Origin of the sequence: Aeribacillus composti (genome assembly GCF_007827555.1) — a bacterium.
Lineage (GTDB): Bacteria > Bacillota > Bacilli > Bacillales > Aeribacillaceae > Aeribacillus > Aeribacillus composti.
The window spans coordinates 1-20,222 of record NZ_VISS01000002.1; the positions used below are offsets into that span (position 1 = coordinate 1).

The following is a 20,222-nucleotide window of genomic DNA, read 5'->3' on the forward strand; positions in this document are numbered from 1 at the left end:
ATTTAGCACACTCTTTCAGAAAAGGGGAGAAGAACATCCCGAAGGAATTTGCAAAAAAGAAGGCTTTTTATGCGGAGATAAAATGATAATTTACACTACTAATGTTAGTATGTTTTTCTTATGCTCTCTTTCTTCATTACGTTCTCCAAAAGTTTTATGACGGACATTCAGTGCATACAATTTATTCCAGTTGGACTTCATTGCTTCTATGAAGGACATTTACAAATTTTATTCGATTATTTTTGTCCTTCACAATGTATTTCTCCAAACTCCTTCATTTTAGGAACTCATCGGACAGCCCCTCTCTTTCTTATGAAGAAACATAACCTTAAAAATAGTGTTTGAAAACATTTCATTTCGTTCTGTATAATAGGAGAAGTTGAGGGGTGAAATCATGCTGAGATCTAAATTTCGTTGGAATCGTTTATATAGGGATGAGTCCAACGAAGAGGCTGTTCGAGCATTAATCGACTCTTTGAATATTACATATTTGACTGCTCGATTACTTGTGAATCGCGGCATTCAAAATGTTGAAGAAGCAAAAGAGTTTTTACATATAAAGGAACCTTCATTTCATGATCCTTTTTTGTTGGATGGGATGGAGCGGGCATGTGAGCGTATTTTTGCAGCAATCCGCGCTGGTGAAAAGATTGTCGTATACGGTGATTATGATGCGGACGGCGTTTCCAGCACTGCCGTCCTGTTGACGGCATTAAAGGAATTGGGGGCAAACGTCGATTTTTACATACCGAATCGATTTTCAGAAGGATACGGGCCAAACGAACATGCTTTCCGAATGATTCATGAAAAAGGATGCAGGCTGATTATAACAGTTGATACCGGCATCGCGGCAATCAATGAAGCGGATTTAGCCAAAAGGCTTGGAATCGACCTCATTATCACAGACCATCATGAACCGGGGCCTGTTTTGCCTGATGCGTATGCGATCATTCATCCGAAATTGCCAAATTCAACATATCCTTTTAAGGAGCTGGCAGGTGTAGGCGTTGCTTTTAAAATGGCCCATGCCCTTTATGGCAAGGTTCCAGAATCTCTGATAGAGATCGCAGCCATTGGAACAATTGCTGATTTAGTACCTCTATACGGAGAAAATCGGCTTCTTGCGAAAAAAGGGATTGAAAAATTAAAAACGACGACAAGACCTGGCATAAATTCGCTTCTTTCCATTGCTGGAGTGGACAAATCTTCCGTAAATGAGGAAACGATAGGATTTGTTTTAGGACCGAGAATCAATGCGGCAGGGAGGCTGAAAGAAGCCGATCCTGCCGTTGAATTGTTGTTGACAGATGATGAAGAAAAAGCTGATATGCTTGCTAAGGAAATCGATCAATTAAATAAACAAAGGCAGAAGCTTGTACAAGAGATAACGGACGAAGCGATTAAGGAAATTGAAAAAAATTTTCCAATCGAAGACAATCCTGTTTTAGTCGTCGCAAAAGAAAACTGGAATTCTGGAGTGATCGGAATCGTTGCTTCCAGATTGGTCGAAAAATTTTACCGTCCTGCCATCGTGTTGAGCATTGATCGTGAGACAGGTCTTGCCAAAGGGTCTGCGCGAAGCATTCAAGGGTTTGATCTATTTAAAAACTTATCGGAATGCAGGGAGCTTCTCCCTCATTTTGGAGGCCATACGATGGCTGCTGGCATGACGCTGAAAGCAGAGCATATTGACGAGCTGCGCCAAAAAATGATCGATCTTGCAAATAGTCAGCTTTCAGATGAAGATTTTATTCCTGTAAAAAACATTGAATGTGCCTGTTCATTGGAGCATGTCACAATAAAAGCAGTCGAAGAGCTGGAGAAGCTTGCCCCTTTCGGAGTCGATAATCCGAAGCCGCTCTTTTTACTAGAAAATGTCAATGCGGCAGATGTTAGAAAAATTGGGGTAAACGGAAATCATTTGAAAATGAAGATTGAGGAGAAGGAATTTGAATTAGATGTCGTCGGCTTTGGACAGGGAGAATTGGCAGAAGAAATATCTCCTTTCGCAAACGTTTCTATTGTCGGTGAGCTTGCGATCAACGAATGGAATTATGTAAAAAAGCCGCAGCTATTGCTTCAAGACCTTGCCGTGCCAGCGTGGCAGCTTTTTGATTGGCGAGGTTCAAGAGGAACGGAGGCTTTGCTCTCTAAACTTCCTGCTGAAAAACGATTGCTGATCGCCTTTCATGAAGAATCTATAAAATTATATAAAGATCAACCGTACATTCATGAAATTCATATAATATCAGAAATAAAGGATTACAAAAATATAGATGTTTCCAATAAGTATGTTGTATTTCTCGATATGCCCCCGGCAATCGAATTTCTTGTTTCAGCATTTGAGCAAGGAATGCCTGAAAGAATTTATGCTATTTTTTATCAGCATGCAGACCACTTTTTTCAAACAATGCCGACAAGAGAGCATTTTAAATGGTATTACGCATTCTTAACGAAAAAAAATTCTTTCGATTACAAAAAATATGGGGAAGATTTAGCCAAATACCGTGGCTGGACAAAAGAAACGATCTTTTTTATGACAAAGGTGTTTTTTGAACTTGAATTTGTTACAATAAACAATGGTGTGATTACATTAAACAAAAAGGTGAAAAAACGGGATTTATCAGAATCCGGAACATATCAGCAGAAGCTGGATCAAATGAAACTGGAACAGCAGCTTCTCTATTCTTCTTATCAAGAACTGAAGGAATGGTTTGAAAAGGCAGTCTTGAAACGAGATGCCGATAAATTTTTACAAGTTCATGAATGGTAAACAACCGAGGAGGACGAGTGATGGATTTAAAAAAATACGTGACAATTGTTGAAGATTTTCCAAAACCGGGCATTTCTTTTAAAGATATCACAACATTAATGGACAACGGGGAAGCATTTAAATATGCAACAGACCAAATTGTTCAATATGCGCGTGAAAAGAAGATTGATATTGTTGTCGGTCCAGAAGCAAGAGGGTTTATCATCGGCTGTCCAGTTGCTTACTCTCTCGGAGTTGGTTTTGCACCTGTTCGAAAAGAAGGCAAGCTTCCGCGCGAAACGATCAAGGTGGAATACGGGCTTGAGTACGGAAAAGATGCATTAACCATTCATAAAGATGCGATTAAGCCTGGCCAGCGAGTGTTAATAACCGATGATTTGCTGGCGACTGGAGGGACGATTGAAGCTACCATTAAATTAGTGGAACAGCTTGGCGGAGAGGTTGCCGGCATTGCCTTTTTAATTGAATTGTCTTATCTTGAGGGCAGAAAAAGGCTTGAAGGCTATGATATATTAGCATTGATTAAATATTAATCGGCGCAAATCTATAAATGAAGCACTCTTAATGGGTGCTTTTTTTTAAAACAATAAAATGAAAAACTTTAGAAGTTGTAATATTTTCCATCCACTCGCAAAATAGCTGCAGCAGCTCTATTTTTTTTTCCCCCTTTTCAAAAGGATCGTATTCTTCTCTTTACATGTTTGTTAATTTTATTTAATAATAAAAACAATAACGTATATACAATTAAAGGTGATCCCATGGCAAACGAACAAATGTTGACAGCTGAACAGATCTTCGAAAAAGCGGAGAAGTATCTTCCGCCTGACGATATAGAGTTTATAAAAAAAGCATACGAGTTTGCAAAAAACGCCCATCATGGGCAATATCGCAAATCAGGCGAACCATATATTATGCATCCGGTGCAGGTTGCCGGGATTCTAGTAGATTTGGAGCTGGATCCTACAACGATTGCAGGCGGCTTTTTACATGATGTTGTGGAAGATACGGATGTGACATTAGACGAGCTTCGACAAGAATTTAACGATGAAGTCGCTATGCTTGTGGATGGAGTAACAAAGCTGGGAAAAATTAAATATAAATCAAAAGAAGAGCAGCAGGCGGAGAATCACCGGAAAATGTTTGTCGCTATGGCGAAGGACATTCGGGTCATTTTAATTAAACTGGCAGACCGTCTTCACAATATGCGTACGTTAAAACATTTGCCGCAGGAAAAGCAGCGAAGAATCGCCAATGAAACGTTGGAAATATTTGCTCCTCTCGCCCATCGCCTCGGAATCTCAAAAATCAAATGGGAACTTGAAGATACAGCCTTGCGGTATTTAAATCCGCAGCAATACTACCGAATTGTCAATTTGATGAAAAAGAAACGTGCAGAACGGGAAAAGTATGTTGAAGAGGTAATTGAAGATTTAAAGAAGCGAATTGAAGAAGTAAAGATAAAGGCAGAGCTGTACGGTCGGCCGAAGCATATTTATTCCATTTATCGTAAAATGGTTCTCCAAAATAAACAATTTAACGAAATTTATGATTTGCTGGCTGTGCGAATTATTGTGAACAGCATAAAAGACTGCTACGCAGTGCTTGGCATCATTCACACATGCTGGAAGCCGATGCCTGGCAGATTTAAAGATTATATTGCAATGCCGAAAACAAACATGTATCAATCCATTCACACGACTGTCATCGGTCCGAAGGGGGATCCCCTTGAGGTTCAAATTCGCACATACGAAATGCATGCGATCGCTGAATACGGGATTGCCGCCCATTGGGCTTATAAAGAAGGAAAAAGCATTACATCTTTTGATAAAAAACTGAGCTGGTTTAGAGAAATATTGGAGTTTCAAAACGATTCTTCCAACGCCGAAGAATTTATGGAGGCATTGAAAGTTGATCTGTTCTCTGACATGGTGTTTGTATTTACTCCAAAAGGAGATGTCATTGAGCTTCCCGCCGGGTCGATTCCGATTGATTTCGCCTACAGAATTCATTCTGAAATAGGCAATAAGACGATCGGAGCAAAAGTAAACGGAAAAATAGTGCCTCTTGATTATAAATTAAAAACCGGAGATATAGTGGAAATATTGACGTCGAAGCATTCTTACGGTCCGAGCCAAGATTGGCTTAAATTGACGCAGACCTCTCAAGCGAAAAATAAAATTCGCCAATTTTTCAAAAAGCAGCGCCGAGAGGAGAATGTTGAAAAAGGAAAAGAATTAATTGAAAAAGAAATTAAAGCGATGGATTTTGATGTGAAAGAAGTCCTTACTCAGGAAAATATAAAACGTGTCGCGGAAAAATTTAATTTTTCAAACGAGGACGATATGTATGCGGCGGTTGGCTTCAACGGCATTACTGCTTTACAGGTTGCAAACCGCCTAGTCGAAAAAATTCGCAAACAGCGGGATATAGAAGAGCAGGAAAAATTGATGGAAAAGGTGGTTCAACAAGGTGCAAGGCGGCCGAAGCGCCGTGATGCAGGAGTGTCTGTAAAGGGTGTTGATAATTTGTTAATCAGGCTTTCCCGCTGCTGCAACCCAGTCCCTGGCGATGATATTGTCGGATTTATTACAAAAGGAAGAGGGGTATCTGTTCACCGGTCTGATTGTCCAAATGTTAATAAAGAGGATGCAAAAGACAGGTTAATTGAAGTGGAATGGGAAAATCAGCTGGACGGCCGGAAGGAATACAATGTGGAAATTGAGATTTTAGGTTTTGACCGGCGCGGCTTATTAAATGAAGTGCTCCAGTCTGTAACAGAGACGAAGACAAACATTACGACAATTTCGGGAAGAACGGACCGTAACAAAGTAGCGAACATCCATTTAGGAATTTCGATTCAAAATGTCAGCCATCTTCAAAAAGTTGTGGATCGGATCAAGCAAATACCGGATGTATATTCAGTGCGGAGAATTATGAATTAAGAAAGGAAATACATGATGAAAGTTGTAGTACAACGAGCAAGGAATGCAAATGTCAAAGTAGATGGACAAGTTGTTGGTTCGATTGAGTTCGGTTTAATGGTGCTAGTCGGTGTTACACACGAGGATACGGAAAAGGATGCAGAGTTTTTAGCGGATAAAGTAGCCAATTTGCGCATATTTGATGATGAAGAAGGGAAAATGAATTTATCTCTTTTAGATGTTGGGGGCGAAGTTTTATCCGTCTCCCAATTTACGCTGTACGGCGATTGCCGGAAAGGAAGAAGGCCAAATTTTATGCAAGCAGCCAAACCGGATATTGCTGAAAAACTATATGAATCTTTCAACGACAAACTGAGAGAAAAAGGCGTACGTGTTGAAACGGGTTCTTTCGGAGCGATGATGGCTGTTGAATTTACAAATGTTGGCCCAGTAACATTGATTATCGAAAGCAAATAAAAAATCGTGAGCGAGCTGCTCACGATTTTTTTATGAGTTTACATATTTGACGACCGCTTTATAAATCGCTTGTGAGATTTTCTCTTGGTAAGCGTTTGTGCTGACTGTCCACTCTTCCATAGGATTGCTCAAAAAACCTAGTTCAAGCAAAGCAGCAGGACGTTTATTTTCACGCAGCACAAAATAATTTCCAAATTGAACACCGCGGTTTCTTAAATTGACATGCCTCACCATCTCTTTGTGAATTACATTTGCTAATGCTTTATCCTTTGCAGAATTGTAATAAAAAGTTGTGATTCCATTTGCGCTTGGAATGATTGAGCTATTATAATGGATGCTCACAAAGGCGTTTGCGTTGTTTTTTACAGAAATTCCTACACGGGATTGCAGGCTGATATATGTATCGTCGCTTCTAGTTAAAACTGCATTTACACCTGCTCTTTTTAATTTGTTGTACACAAGTTTAGCTGTTTTTAAGGTTAAATGTTTTTCCAGCGTCCCTCTGACACCGATCGTCCCGCTGTCATAGCCTCCGTGGCCCGGATCGATAATGACTTTTTTACCTTTTGACGGTATGCTTGTCCCTTTATTGGAAATGTTTTCGCTTGTTGTTGTGACGACCCAGCTTGCTACATAAGCTGTTTGACCGTTTCGGAGCTGAATTTTATACCAATTATTATAAATCCCTACAATTGGAAAAGTCTGCCCTTTGTTTCCTCTTTGAACAATTTTTGCAGAAGTGGAAGGTGCACTGCGCAAATTTGTTCCGTCGTATAAAAGGACAACTGATTGAGCGCCGTTTGTTTTCTTTGAGCCAGCTTCGATATATCTTTTGGATGCCCAGCCTGTTTTGTTTTTCGCATATCTAATTTGATACCAATCTCCTTTTGCACCTATGATTTCTACCTCTGTTCCTTTTTTAATGGTACCGACAATTTTTGAGTGTAAAGACGGACCGCTTCTAACATTTAACGAACTGGCTGTAATCCTTCCTTTTTGCGGGGAAGTGCTGCTGCTTTTATCTGCTGCTTTGGTAATATATTGCTTCGACACCCACCCCGTCACATTGTTGTAGCGAATTTTATACCAATTGCCTTGTTCCGAAATGATTTCAACTTTCATGTTTTTTGTCAGCTTGCCGGTAATTGATGATTGTGCATTTGGTTTTGAACGAACATTTAATATAGTGGCTGTAACCGTACCGAGGCTATGCTTCTGATTCGAAGGGGCTTTGCTGGCTGCTGGAGCTACATATGCCGAAGAGACCCATCCTTGCCGGCCATTATAGGAAATTTTCACCCATTTCCCCTGTTTCATCAACACATGCGCTTTTTCCCCTTTAGGAAACTGTCCAACAACTTTATAGTTTGTCCCGGGGCCAGAACGGATTCTTAACCCGGTAGTCGTAGAAACGACATAATCCTTTTTTTGAAGCTCGGTTTCTACTGAAAGAAGCCAATCGGCTACCCACCCGGAAGAGCCCTGTTTTAATTGAATTTTCACCCAATCTCCTTTTCTTGCGACAATCGGGTATTTTTCACCGTACCGAACGCTTTTCATTACGGGATAGCTTAAACCGGGACCTGTCCGGACATTTACTTTATCTTGCTTAATGACTGCATATTGCGTATCCGCTTGGGCTGAATGAAAAACTGGAGCGGTAGAAGTAAAAAGCAGTGAAAGCAACAGAACGATTAAAAAGCATTTTTTTCGCAATGGCCATGCTCCTTTCACATTCATGCAAAAAACTATTTCTATTTTTATTTCGGCATTTCCTTTTTTACATTGAGTATTTTTTCATTTTTTTGCGGGAAGACTAAGACGCAAATTCTGATGAAAAAGAAAGGGGAAAAATATGCGGTCCAGTGAAAAACATTCTTTCTCCGCATCAATTTTTCATGACCAGTTTGGTATTTCTTTCAGTGATCGTACGATGCAGGATATTTTAATAGAGGTTTCGTTTGAGCATGGTTTAAATCAAGAGGAGGCGAAAAAGCTCCGTGATCGGCTCAGCCGTTCTTGACATGACACAGTATTGTTCGTATGATAATATAAAATTCTAGATTTAAAAATAACGTACATAAACAACCGATGACGGAGACAAGTAGCTGGGATGCACATGGACAGAGAGGAAAGGCCTTAGGCTGAAAGCCTTTCCCCATGATCGCTTAGTGAAGAACACTCCGGAGGTTTTCCTCTGAAAGGTGTAAAAGTAGGAGGAAACGTAAATAGGCGTTAACTTTTAAGTGGAAGCATTGCTTCAATTAGGGTGGCACCACGGGAGACTCTCCCGTCCCTACGGGAATCGTCAGGGGACGGGTTTTTTTATGGAATTTATTTTATAAGTGGAGGAGAATCGACAATGGCTTTTCAAATCCCGCGAGGTACACAGGATATTTTGCCGTCGGAGGCTTCAAGATGGCAATATGTTGAGAAAAAAGCTAGGGAAATATGCCGTCTTTATCGCTTTCAAGAAATTCGAACCCCCATTTTTGAACATACGGAATTATTTCAAAGGGGTGTAGGCGAATCAACCGATATTGTCCAAAAAGAAATGTACACTTTTTCCGACAGGAAAGGAAGAAGTTTAACATTAAGACCGGAAGGAACGGCAGCAGTCGTCCGCGCTTTTGTTGAAAAGAAAATGTACGCAGATCCGAACCAGCCTGTAAAGCTTTTTTACATCGGTCCGATGTTTCGGTATGAAAGACCGCAATCAGGGCGTTTTCGGCAATTTGTTCAATTCGGTGTGGAGGCTCTCGGCTCGGACGACCCTGCGCTGGATGCTGAAGTTATTTCTTTGGCGATGGCGTTTTATCAATCGCTCGGCTTAAAAAAATTGAAGCTTGTCATTAACAGTTTGGGAGATCAAGAGAGCAGAGCTGCACATCGTGCTGCTTTAGTCAACCATTTTAAGCCGAGAATTGGAGAATTTTGCTCTGATTGCCAAAAGCGGCTTGAGCAAAATCCGTTAAGAATACTTGATTGTAAACAAGACCGCGAGCATGAATTGATGAAAAGCGCCCCTTCCATCATTGACTTTTTAAACGATGAATCAAAGCAATATTTTGATCAAGTGTTAAAATATTTAACGGAGCTTGGCATTGAGTATGAAATCGATCCAAATCTCGTCCGCGGATTGGATTATTATAACCATACAGCATTTGAAATCATGAGCAATGCGGAAGGGTTTGGGGCGATTACGACTTTATGCGGCGGCGGAAGATATAACGGCTTGGTCGAAGAAGCCGGAGGGCCAAGCACGCCGGGGATCGGCTTTGCTTTAAGCATTGAACGCCTGTTAGCAGCAATTGATGCTGAAAACATCGCTCTTCCGATTGAAAAAGGTCTAGATTGTTATATTGTGGCACTGGGAGATCGGGCGAAGGAACGGTCGGTATCTCTATTGCAGGAAATGCGGAAAGCCGGCATTTCTGCAGACAAAGATTATGAAAATAAGAAAATGAAAGCACAACTGAAGCAAGCGGACAGGCTTCAAGCCAAATTTGTCATCATCATAGGTGATGAGGAATTAGAAAAAGGGGTGGCGAACGTAAAAAACATGGCAACAGGCGAACAAGATGCGGTGGCATTTGAACGACTTGCAGAGTATATAAAAGAGAGAAAGTAAAGGAGAGTATGTAGGATGTTTGGACGTTCGTATTATTGTGGAGAAATTTCCGAAAAAGCAATCGGCGAAAAGGTCGTTTTAAAAGGATGGGTGCAAAGACGCCGCGATTTAGGAGGACTTATTTTTATCGACTTGCGCGACCGGACAGGAGTTGTCCAAATTGTTTTTAATCCTGAAGTTTCAAAGGAAGCGTTAGAAATAGCTGAGAAAATCCGCAGCGAGTATGTATTGGACATTGAAGGCGAAGTGGTGAAAAGATCGGAAGAGACGATTAATCCGAACATTCGAACAGGAAAAGTGGAAGTGGTTGTTCAATCGGTAACCATTTTAAACAGCGCCAAAACTCCTCCTTTTTCACTTGCGGATCAAAAAGCGGACATTTCGGAAGAGGTTCGTTTAAAATACCGTTATTTAGATTTGCGCCGTCCAGTCATGTTTGAAACGTTAAAAATGCGGCATCAAATTACGAGAGCGATTCGCAACTTTTTGGATGAAAATGGATTTATTGATGTGGAAACCCCCATTTTAACAAAAAGCACACCGGAAGGAGCACGGGACTATCTTGTCCCTTCTCGCGTCCATGAGGGGGAATTTTATGCGCTCCCGCAATCGCCGCAAATATTCAAACAGCTTCTAATGGTTTCAGGATTTGATAAATATTATCAAATTGCAAGATGCTTCCGCGATGAGGATTTGCGTGCAGACAGACAGCCGGAATTTACCCAAATAGATATAGAAACTTCTTTTATGAGCCAAGAAGATATTATGAATCTAACCGAAAAGATGATGGCTCATGTGTTAAAAGAAGTGAAAGGAATCGAGCTTACTCTTCCATTCCAACGCATGCCATATGATGAGGCGATGGCGCGCTTTGGGTCGGACAAGCCGGACGTTCGATTCGGCCTGGAGCTTGTTGATGTATCTGAAATTGTGAAAAACTCCGCTTTCAAAGTTTTCAGTCAAGCAGTTGCAGGTGGAGGGCAAGTAAAGCTAATCAATGTAAAAGGAAAAAAAGACGAATTTTCACGCAAAGATCTAGATGCTCTCCAAGAGTATGTTCACAATTATGGAGCGAAAGGTTTGGCTTGGCTTAAAGTAGAAGAAAATGAAGTAAAAGGCCCAATTGCAAAATTTCTATCAGAAAATGAACAAAATAGTATTTTGCAAGCAGCTGAAGGACAGAATGGAGACTTGCTTCTGTTTGTTGCCGACAAGCCGAATGTTGTTGCGGATTCGTTGGGGGCTCTCAGACTAAAACTAGGAAAAGATTTAGGGCTGATCGAAGAAGATAAACTTGAATTTTTATGGATTACGGATTGGCCGCTCGTTGAATATAATGAAGAAGACGGCCGCTATTATGCATTGCATCATCCGTTTACTATGCCGTTTCGTGAGGACTTGGAGTACTTTGAGAAAGACCCTCTCAAAATGCGGGCTCAAGCATATGACTTAGTGTTAAATGGATATGAACTTGGCGGAGGGTCGATTCGGATTTTTGAAAAAGACGTTCAAGAAAAGATGTTCAAACTTCTTGGTTTTACAGAGGAACAAGCAAGAGAACAGTTCGGATTTTTGCTGGAAGCCTTCGAATACGGTACGCCGCCGCATGGTGGAATTGCACTAGGATTGGATCGGATTGTAATGCTTTTGGCAGGAAGAACAAATTTACGGGATACGATTGCCTTTCCGAAAACAGCAAGTGCGAGCTGTTTGTTAACGGAGGCACCAAGCCAAGTAAGCAAAGAGCAATTGGATGAACTGCATCTTGAAGTGAAACATAGCTCAAGGTAATAATTTCCATTATTTGTTTTTTATCTTGAAATCTCATGCTAATTATGATATTCTTTATTCAAAATTTAAGTCCTGATGTGTGCGTCGTACACCTAGTTTTGACCGAACAACGATTTAAATGGGAGCCCGGAGTTTCTAAAGTGAGTAAATGCCTCAAATGCATATGGCACGAGGACTTACAAAGCTTTAGAACAGGGCACCCACCTGCTGAGAGCGGGTTCAAAACGAAGGAAACGGCGACGGCACAATTGGGACTTTTTTAGTTTGTACACTGAATTTTGTCAAATTGGAGTGATTTTTTTGCTTCATCAGTTTTCCCGGAATGAACTAGCGATTGGAAAAGAAGGTTTACATAAATTGAAAAACAGCTCCGTAGCCGTTTTAGGGGTTGGCGGAGTTGGATCTTTTGCCGTCGAAGCTCTTGCACGATCAGGCATCGGGCGATTGATTTTGATCGATAAAGATGATGTCGATATTACGAATATTAACCGGCAAATCCATGCGCTTTTGTCGACGGTTGGAAAACCGAAAGTGGATTTAATGAAAGCAAGAATTGCTGACATTAATCCGGATTGTGAAGTAATTGCATTAAAAATGTTTTACACGGAAGAGACGTATGAAGACTTTTTTAAGCTAAACCCTGACTATGTGATTGACGCCAGCGATACGATCAGCTATAAAATTCATTTAATGAAGGAATGCCTGAAACGGAATATTCCTATTATTTCAAGCATGGGGGCAGCCAACAAAACGGATCCAACCCGTTTCCGAGTAGCAGATATTTCAAAAACACATACAGATCCGATTGCCAAAGTGATTCGAACGAAACTGCGAAAAGAAGGGATCCGAAAGGGAATTCAAGTCGTATTTTCTGATGAACGCCCTGTTGTTATTAGAGAAGATGTCAGAAAAGAAGTCGGCAATAACGAATCAACGATCCGCAAAGCAAAAATGCCCCCGTCATCAAATGCCTTTGTGCCATCCGTAGCCGGATTGATTATGGCTGGTCATGTGATTAATGAATTGCTGAAGGATATAAAAATTTATCGTGTCGGCGACGACGATTAAAAAATGGGGGTGTCAAATAAGCCGTTTTTCGGCTTATTGACGCCCCCTTTTATTTACGTTTTCCATGGGGTTTTGACATTTTGGACAATCCTATTTATATTTTCAAGATGACGCGGACATGACCGAAGCTTCCTATTCGTCCTTTTCTTTTTTCTTTTTCTCGATATTTTCATATATTTGCGCTAAAGCCTGCTCGAATTTGCCCGTTCTTTTTGGCTTGTAATATTTTTTATGCTTGATGGGGTCAGGCAAATATTGCTGGTTTACCCAGCCTGATTCATAATCGTGCGGATATAAATAGTTCACTCCTCTGCCAAGCTGCTTTGCTCCTTTATAATGAGCATCGCGCAAGTGGGAAGGGACCTCGCCTGTCACTCCTGAGCGAATGTCGGCTAAAGCTGCATCAATCGCTTTATAAGCAGAGTTTGATTTAGGGGATAAACATAGTTCAATCACCGCATTGGCCAAAGGGATGCGTGCTTCGGGAAAACCGATGCGCTCAGCTGCTTCTATAGCCGAAAGAGTTCTAGGTCCCGCTTGCGGATTTGCAAGACCAATATCTTCATAGGCGATGACCGTTAAACGCCTTGCAATCGAAGAAAGATCCCCTGCCTCAATTAATCTGGCCAAATAGTGAAGCGCTGCGTTTACATCGGACCCGCGAATAGACTTTTGAAAAGCAGATAAAACATCGTAATGATGATCTCCGTCTTTATCGTGGGAAAAGCTCTTTTTTTGCATGCACTCTTCAGCAATTTCAACCGTAATGCAAATGTTCCCATTCTCATCTTCCTTTGTTGATAAAACGGCGAGTTCCAATCCATTTAACGCCGCACGCACATCTCCGCCGGAGCTTTCGGCAAAATGTCTTAGAGCTTCGTCGCTGATTTGAACAGGAAAGTCGCTCAGTCCTCTTGGGTCTGTAAGAGCTCTTTTCAGGGCAATCATAATGTCATCTGGAGAAAGAGGGTGCAATTCGAAAATTTGACAGCGGCTCCGAATCGCCGGGTTAATGGCATGATACGGATTGCTTGTCGTTGCACCGATTAAAATAATCATGCCGTTTTCTAAATATGGAAGCAAAAAATCTTGTTTCCCTTTATCAAGTCTGTGCACTTCATCTAAAATGAGAATGATTTGCCCTGACATTTTTGCTTCTTCTACAACAATTTCCATATCTTTTTTATTGTGGACAACCGCATTCAGCTTTCGAAAAGGCGTGTTAGTGCTGCCTGCTATTGCAGTTGCAATAGATGTTTTTCCGATTCCAGGAGGTCCGTATAAAATCATCGAGCTTAAATATTTAGCTCGCACCATTCGTTCAATAATCTTTCCTTTTCCAACTAAATGTTCTTGTCCAATAATATCTTCTATTTTGGTTGGACGCATTCTATACGCTAAAGGTTCCATTTTATCGCTCCCAAATAAAAATCATATCATCTCATTTACCCACTAATAAAATAATATGCTATAATGTCTAAAGTTTAAAGTAGAACCAAGATGGTGAAAATCTTGAAAAAAACTAAAAAATAGGAGTGTAGAAACGTGAGAATTTCAACGAAAGGACGCTATGGTTTAACGATTATGATTGAATTGGCGCGAAAGTACGGAGAAGGACCGACATCTTTGAAAAGTATTGCACAATCTCATGATTTATCAGAGCATTATTTGGAACAATTAATTGCTCCTCTCCGCAATGCCGGACTTGTCAAAAGCATTCGCGGAGCTTATGGCGGATATATTTTAGCGAACGATCCGTCCAAAATAACGGCTGGTGACGTTATCCGTGTGTTGGAAGGACCGATCACCCCTGTTGAAGGAATTGAAGATGAACCGCCTGCTCAAAGGCATCTATGGTTAAAAATCCGCGATGCGGTGAAGGACGTTCTTGACAACACGACACTTGATGATTTAGCAAGCCATACAGGAGATAATGAGCAGGACGCTTACATGTTTTACATTTAAAGTCGGGAGGAATTAACTTTGGAACGGATATATTTGGATCATGCGGCAACATCGCCAGTCCATCCCGCAGTTTTGGATAAAATGACAACCTTTATGAAGGATTATTTCGGCAATCCGTCTAGCATCCATTCTTTTGGCAGAGAAAGCAGACGAGAAGTGGATGAGGCTCGAGAGCTCCTTGCCAAAAGTATTCATGCCGATCCAAAAGAAATCATATTTACAAGCGGAGGAACAGAAGCAGATAATTTAGCGGTGATTGGAACAGCGCTTGCTAATAAAGAAAAAGGAAACCATATTATCACAACAGAAATTGAGCATCCGGCTGTCCTCCAATCTTGCCGCTATCTAGAAAAAAACGGATTTCACGTTACGTATTTGCCTGTCAATCAATCGGGAGTTATTTCTGTCGATGATCTTAAAAAAGCTTTAAAAGATGAAACGATTCTTGTCACAGTCATGTATGGAAATAATGAAGTAGGTGCCTTACAGCCTATTTCAGAAATAGGAAGCTTATTACAAAACCATCAAGCGTATTTTCATACCGATGCAGTTCAAGCATACGGACTCGTTCCAATTGATGTTCGCGAGCTGAATGTCGATCTGCTGTCGGTTTCCGGTCATAAAATAAATGGGCCGAAAGGGATCGGTTTTTTATATGCAAAAGCTGGGGTGAAATTCACTCCGCGCATGCATGGCGGTGAGCAGGAATTGAAGAGAAGAGCCGGAACGGAAAATGTTCCAGCGATTATCGGGTTTGCAGAAAGCGCAAAAATTGCAGAACAAACAAGAAAGGAAAAAACAGAGCAATATGTGCATTTTAAACAAATCATGATCGATGTGTTTGAACAAGAGGGCATTTCCTTCGCTGTGAACGGCTCGATTGACAACAGCCTGCCTCATATATTAAACGTTTTCTTTCCGGGAACAAATGTTGAATCGCTTCTTGTCAACCTCGATTTGGCGGGAATTGCGGCATCAAGCGGCTCAGCTTGTACAGCAGGATCAGTTGAACCGTCGCATGTGCTCGTTTCAATGTTTGGCAAAAATTCAAAAGAAATAACTTCATCGGTTCGATTCAGCTTCGGCTTAGGAAATACGGAGGCACAAATTGAATCGGCTGCCAAAAAAACAGCCGAGATTGTTAAAAGGTTAACGTCAAAATAGAAAGAGGTGAGAGAGATGGAAAAGGCGCCGCATGAAACAAGAGTCGTAGTCGGGATGTCTGGCGGAGTAGATTCATCTGTAACTGCTTTGCTCCTAAAAGAACAAGGGTACGAAGTCATCGGGGTCTTTATGAAAAATTGGGATGATACGGATGAAAACGGCGTATGTACGGCAACGCAAGATTATGATGATGTAATCCGTGTATGCAATCAGCTTGGGATTCCTTATTATGCAGTGAATTTCGAAAAAGAGTATTGGGATAAAGTGTTCACTTACTTTTTAGAGGAATATAAAGCTGGAAGAACGCCAAATCCCGATGTCATGTGCAATAAAGAAATTAAATTTAAAGCTTTTTTGGAGCATGCAGCTGACTTAGGCGCGGACTATATCGCAACAGGTCATTATGCACGGGTAAAATACCGCGATGGTGTGTACAAATTGCTCAGAGGAAAGGATCCAAACAAAGATCAAACGTATTTTTTGAATCAGCTGAATCAGAAGCAACTGTCAAAGGTCATGTTCCCCATCGGGCATCTTGAAAAAAAAGAAGTTAGAGAAATTGCGGAAAAAGCAAACTTGGCAACAGCAAAGAAAAAAGATTCAACAGGCATCTGCTTTATTGGCGAGCGGAACTTTAAAGAATTTTTAAGCCAGTATTTACCTGCTCAACCCGGCAAAATGGAGACGTTGTCTGGTGAGGTAAAAGGGAAGCATGACGGGCTTATGTATTATACGATCGGTCAACGCCATGGACTCGGAATAGGAGGAAATGGCGATCCTTGGTTTGTGGTTGGAAAAAATTTAAAAAATAATATTTTATATGTTGAACAAGGATTTCATAATGAACATTTATATTCAGACTCCATTATCGCAACAAATGTAAACTGGATAACCGGTGTAAAACCAACAGATGAGCTTGTTTGCACCGCAAAATTTCGCTACCGCCAGCCTGATCAGCCGGTAAAAGTGAAAATGATCGGTGATCAAACTGCACAAATTTCGTTTGAACAGCCGGTCCGTGCCGTTACACCAGGACAAGCTGTCGTTTTTTATAATGGAGAGGAATGTCTGGGAGGCGGCATTATCGATAAAGTATTTCGCAACGGCGAAAAACTGTGGTATGTCGGTTAAAGAGATAAGCTGTACCGATCGGAATGAGATTTGTTAACTTGGCGCAGCCTCTTTGCCTTTGGATGTGAAAGGATGAAATGGATGCATAAAAATCAACTGGCTTTAGAAGCAATAAAAGAAGGGAAATGGGAAGAAGCAGCGAAATATTTTGCAGAAGCATTGGAAGAAAATCCAAACGATCCTGTGTTATACGTAAATTTTGGGAATTTGCTTGCCTCTTCAGGTGATGCAGAAAGAGCATTGAAATTTTATGAAAAGGCGATTGAGATTGATAAAGGGACGGCTACTGCGTATTACGGCATTGGAACCGTTCATTATAATGCGGGAGATTATCATAAAGCGAAAACATTTTTTGATCAGGCGGAAAAGTATGGGCTTGCTCATAAAGATGTCTATTTTATGCTTGGAATGTCTCTTTACCAGCTTGAACAGCCCCGTCTTGCACTTCCGTATTTTTTGCGGGCGGTTGAGCTGGATGAACAAGACGCCAGCGCTCACTTTCAATATGGTTTATGTTTAGCACAAGCAGGCCACATTCAAGAAGCAAAAAAAGAGTTTGAAAAAACGATCGACCTCGATCAACATCACGCAGATGCTTATTATAATTTAGGTGTTGCGTACGCATTTGAAGAAAATAGGGAAGAAGCTTTAAAAATGTTTGATATGGCGCTTTCCATTCAACCGGATCATTTGCTTGCGGGCAACGGGAAAAGGCTGTTAGAAGAAATGATTTAAACGAAATTAGGAGGAAAGAGGATGGGCGGTCAACAGGAGAGTTTGTTTCATGAGGAAAGTACTCCTTTTGTTCGCGGAGTCATTAAACATATTGTGTTCCAGAATGAGCAAAATTTTTATACTGTTATTAAAGTGAAAATTGAAGAGACGAATGAACAGTTTGAGCAAGATCAAGTGACCGTGACGGGTTTTTTTCCTCTTCTCCAATTACATGACAGCTATACGTTTTTTGGCGCGAAAAAATACCATCCAAAATTCGGCGTACAATTTCAAGCTGAGCGTTTTCAAAAGGAGCTTCCAACTACGAAAGAAGGAGTTATTCAATATTTATCAAGCGGGCTTTTTAAAGGAATCGGCAAAAAAACAGCGGAAGCGATCGTGAATGAACTGGGGGAACATGCGATTTCGATTATTTTGGAGGATCCCGATTCATTAAAAAGAGTGAAGAAGCTTTCAAAGGAAAAAGCCAAAATACTGGCTGAAACACTGAAGGAACATCAAGGTTTAGAAGGGGTTTTAATCGGATTAAATCAGCTTGGCATTGGGCCTGCACTTGGGATGAAAATTTATCAGCTGTATCGGGAGGATACGCTTAAAATCATTCAAAAAAACCCATATCAATTGGTGGAAGATATTGAAGGGATCGGCTTTATTCGAGCGGATGAAATTGGAAGAGAGCTTGGGATCTCCGGCAATCATCCCGACCGGCTGAAGGCGGCTTGTTTGTTCACTATTGAACAAGATGCTGTAAAAGAAGGACATGTATATGTTACAAAAGTTCAGCTGATGGAAAAAGCGAAAAAATTGCTCACCCAAAATGGAGAAGACATATCTGATCAGGATATTGAAAGAATCATTCTTGAATTGGAAGAAGATCGAAAAATTATCGTCGAGGAAGATCGAATTTATTTACCCTCTCTTTACTATGCTGAAGTGGGACTTGCCAATAATATTGAAGAAATTTTAACCCAAAACCAATTTCAAGATATGTTTCCTGAATCAGAATTTTTGCTGGAGTTAGGAAAACTGGAAGAAAAAATGAATGTTCAGTATGCCCCCTCTCAAAAAGAAGCCATTCAGCGGGCTATTCATTCGCCGATTCTTTTGCTGACCGGCGGGCCTGGAACGGGAAAAACAACCGTTATCAAAGGCATCGTTGAAATTTATGCGAACCTCCACGGCCTTTCATTGAACCCAAAAGAATATCAAAAGAAGGAAGAGCCGTTTCCCATTGTACTGGTGGCACCTACCGGACGAGCTGCAAAAAGAATGGCAGAAGCAACCGGTCTTCCTGCCGTCACAATCCACCGCCTTTTAGGATGGAATGGTTCAGAAGGATTTGAACACAATGAGGATCATCCGATTTCTGGAAAGCTTCTGATTGTTGATGAAGTATCAATGGTTGATATTTGGCTCATGCATCAATTGTTTAAATCGCTTCCTTCGGACATACAAATTGTTCTTGTCGGAGACGAACACCAGCTTCCATCCGTTGGACCCGGCCAAGTGCTTCGCGATTTGATTCAATCCGGACGAATCCCAGTTGTTACACTGACAGATATTTATAGACAGGCAGAAGGATCTACAATTATTGATTTGGCCCATTCAATCCGCCAAGGAACTCTTCCAGCGAACCTTTTGCAAACGACACAAGACAGATCGTTTATTCCTTGTACAACATCACAAATAAAAGAAGTTATAACGAGAGTAATTGAGAACGCTTTGAAAAAAGGATATTCTGCGAAGGATATACAGGTGTTGGCACCGATGTACAGAGGGATTGCCGGCATTGATCAGTTGAATGAAATGCTTCAGGAAATGTTAAACCCCCCTTCAAAAGAAAAAAGAGAGATCAAGCATGGCAACGTTATTTACCGAATCGGGGACAAAGTGCTGCAGCTCGTCAATCAGCCTGATCAAAACGTGTTTAATGGCGATATTGGGGAGATTGTTTCTATTTTTTACGCAAAAGAAAATGTCGAAAAAGAAGATATGGTGGTCATTTCTTACGACGGTATCGAAGTAACCTATACGAAGCAAGATTTTAATCAGTTTACTCATGCTTACTGCTGCTCCATCCATAAAGCGCAGGGAAGCGAATTTCCGATTGTCATTTTGCCGGTAGTAAAAGGCTACTTTCGGATGTTGAGAAGAAATTTGATTTATACAGCTGTTACAAGGAGCAAGCAATTTTTAATTATGTGCGGAGAATGGGAAGCGTTAAAAATGGGAGTATACAACAATCAGGAGTCAATGAGGCAGACAACCTTAAAAGAGAGGCTGAAAACGTCTGAACTTGCCGAGCTGAAAGAGGAGCTTCCTTTTCCACTAGAAGATGCCAACATTGGGATGGAGAACATCACTCCATATGATTTTATGGAAGAGGGCGAAGGATAATAAATTTGTTCCTTTCCATAAGATCGATAACGATTGACAGATGATGCTACAAACAGGGGACAAATTGTTTAAGCATAAAAAAGCATGCTTTATAGAGACGTATAATTTTTTTGAAAATGGTAACAAATAGTAGTGTGCATAGCGAGAACATACCGGATTAATAAATAAT

General features: G+C 40.9%; 15 protein-coding genes, 1 other RNA gene and 1 other annotated feature. Of the genes, 14 read left to right on the top strand and 2 right to left on the bottom strand.

Features of this window, described 5'->3' with window-relative positions:
• The first annotated feature begins 394 nt into the window (after positions 1–394).
• The 4 genes from recJ to dtd all read left to right on the top strand — a co-directional run bounded on the left by recJ (position 395) and on the right by dtd (position 6,171).
• Positions 395–2,773 (top strand): single-stranded-DNA-specific exonuclease RecJ, encoded by a 2,379-nt coding sequence (recJ, locus tag FB379_RS01050; RefSeq protein ID WP_094246271.1) that lies wholly within the window; start codon positions 395–397, stop codon positions 2,771–2,773.
• Positions 2,774–2,793: 20 nt separating this feature from the next.
• Entirely contained in the window at positions 2,794–3,306 is a 513-nt protein-coding gene (locus FB379_RS01055; protein ID WP_063387979.1) for an adenine phosphoribosyltransferase, read from the top strand.
• Positions 3,307–3,531: 225 nt separating this feature from the next.
• Positions 3,532–5,715 (top strand): RelA/SpoT family protein, encoded by a 2,184-nt coding sequence (locus tag FB379_RS01060; RefSeq protein WP_144596724.1) that lies wholly within the window; start codon positions 3,532–3,534, stop codon positions 5,713–5,715.
• Between the two features lie 15 nt (positions 5,716–5,730).
• The gene (gene dtd, locus FB379_RS01065; RefSeq protein ID WP_066250512.1) at positions 5,731–6,171 is read left to right on the top strand and encodes a D-aminoacyl-tRNA deacylase; all 441 of its coding nucleotides are present in this window, start codon (positions 5,731–5,733) and stop codon (positions 6,169–6,171) included.
• Between the two features lie 30 nt (positions 6,172–6,201).
• Here the strand turns inward: dtd and FB379_RS01070 are convergent, their stop codons facing one another.
• On the bottom strand, positions 6,202–7,887 hold the full coding sequence (locus FB379_RS01070; protein ID WP_158640146.1) for an N-acetylmuramoyl-L-alanine amidase family protein: 1,686 nt from the start codon (positions 7,885–7,887) through the stop codon (positions 6,202–6,204).
• 139 nt (positions 7,888–8,026) lie between these two features.
• Here FB379_RS01070 and FB379_RS18395 point away from each other — a divergent pair, with 139 nt between their 5' ends.
• From FB379_RS18395 to FB379_RS01090, 5 genes are all read left to right on the top strand, one after another.
• Complete coding sequence (locus tag FB379_RS18395; protein ID WP_158640147.1) at positions 8,027–8,194, top strand: hypothetical protein; 168 nt, start codon at positions 8,027–8,029, stop codon at positions 8,192–8,194.
• A 59-nt stretch (positions 8,195–8,253) separates the two neighbouring features.
• Positions 8,254–8,472: a binding site (T-box leader), on the top strand.
• Between the two features lie 61 nt (positions 8,473–8,533).
• The gene (gene hisS / locus FB379_RS01075; protein WP_144596729.1) at positions 8,534–9,802 is read left to right on the top strand and encodes a histidine--tRNA ligase; all 1,269 of its coding nucleotides are present in this window, start codon (positions 8,534–8,536) and stop codon (positions 9,800–9,802) included.
• A gap of 15 nt (positions 9,803–9,817) precedes the next feature.
• Positions 9,818–11,593, top strand: a complete 1,776-nt coding sequence (gene aspS, locus FB379_RS01080) for an aspartate--tRNA ligase (protein ID WP_066250519.1) — start codon at positions 9,818–9,820, stop codon at positions 11,591–11,593.
• A 66-nt stretch (positions 11,594–11,659) separates the two neighbouring features.
• Positions 11,660–11,852: non-coding RNA, 6S RNA (gene ssrS, locus FB379_RS01085), on the top strand.
• Between the two features lie 41 nt (positions 11,853–11,893).
• Positions 11,894–12,661, top strand: coding sequence for a tRNA threonylcarbamoyladenosine dehydratase (locus FB379_RS01090; protein ID WP_063387985.1), 768 nt, complete (start codon positions 11,894–11,896; stop codon positions 12,659–12,661).
• 132 nt (positions 12,662–12,793) lie between these two features.
• Here FB379_RS01090 and FB379_RS01095 read toward each other — a convergent pair whose 3' ends face one another.
• Positions 12,794–14,071, bottom strand: a complete 1,278-nt coding sequence (locus FB379_RS01095) for a replication-associated recombination protein A (protein ID WP_063387986.1) — start codon at positions 14,069–14,071, stop codon at positions 12,794–12,796.
• 135 nt (positions 14,072–14,206) lie between these two features.
• On the opposite strand from FB379_RS01095, the gene cymR reads away from it, so the two are divergent.
• The 5 genes from cymR to recD2 all read left to right on the top strand — a co-directional run bounded on the left by cymR (position 14,207) and on the right by recD2 (position 20,053).
• A complete protein-coding gene (gene cymR / locus FB379_RS01100; protein WP_063387987.1) occupies positions 14,207–14,626 on the top strand; it encodes a cysteine metabolism transcriptional regulator CymR in 420 nt (139 codons plus the stop codon).
• An 18-nt stretch (positions 14,627–14,644) separates the two neighbouring features.
• Entirely contained in the window at positions 14,645–15,790 is a 1,146-nt protein-coding gene (locus FB379_RS01105) for a cysteine desulfurase family protein (RefSeq protein ID WP_130158149.1), read from the top strand.
• A 15-nt stretch (positions 15,791–15,805) separates the two neighbouring features.
• The gene (gene mnmA, locus FB379_RS01110) at positions 15,806–16,921 is read left to right on the top strand and encodes a tRNA 2-thiouridine(34) synthase MnmA (protein ID WP_063387989.1); all 1,116 of its coding nucleotides are present in this window, start codon (positions 15,806–15,808) and stop codon (positions 16,919–16,921) included.
• A gap of 81 nt (positions 16,922–17,002) precedes the next feature.
• Positions 17,003–17,656, top strand: coding sequence for a tetratricopeptide repeat protein (locus FB379_RS01115; protein ID WP_063388167.1), 654 nt, complete (start codon positions 17,003–17,005; stop codon positions 17,654–17,656).
• A 21-nt stretch (positions 17,657–17,677) separates the two neighbouring features.
• A complete protein-coding gene (recD2, locus tag FB379_RS01120; protein ID WP_130158151.1) occupies positions 17,678–20,053 on the top strand; it encodes an SF1B family DNA helicase RecD2 in 2,376 nt (791 codons plus the stop codon).
• Positions 20,054–20,222 lie beyond the last annotated feature (169 nt).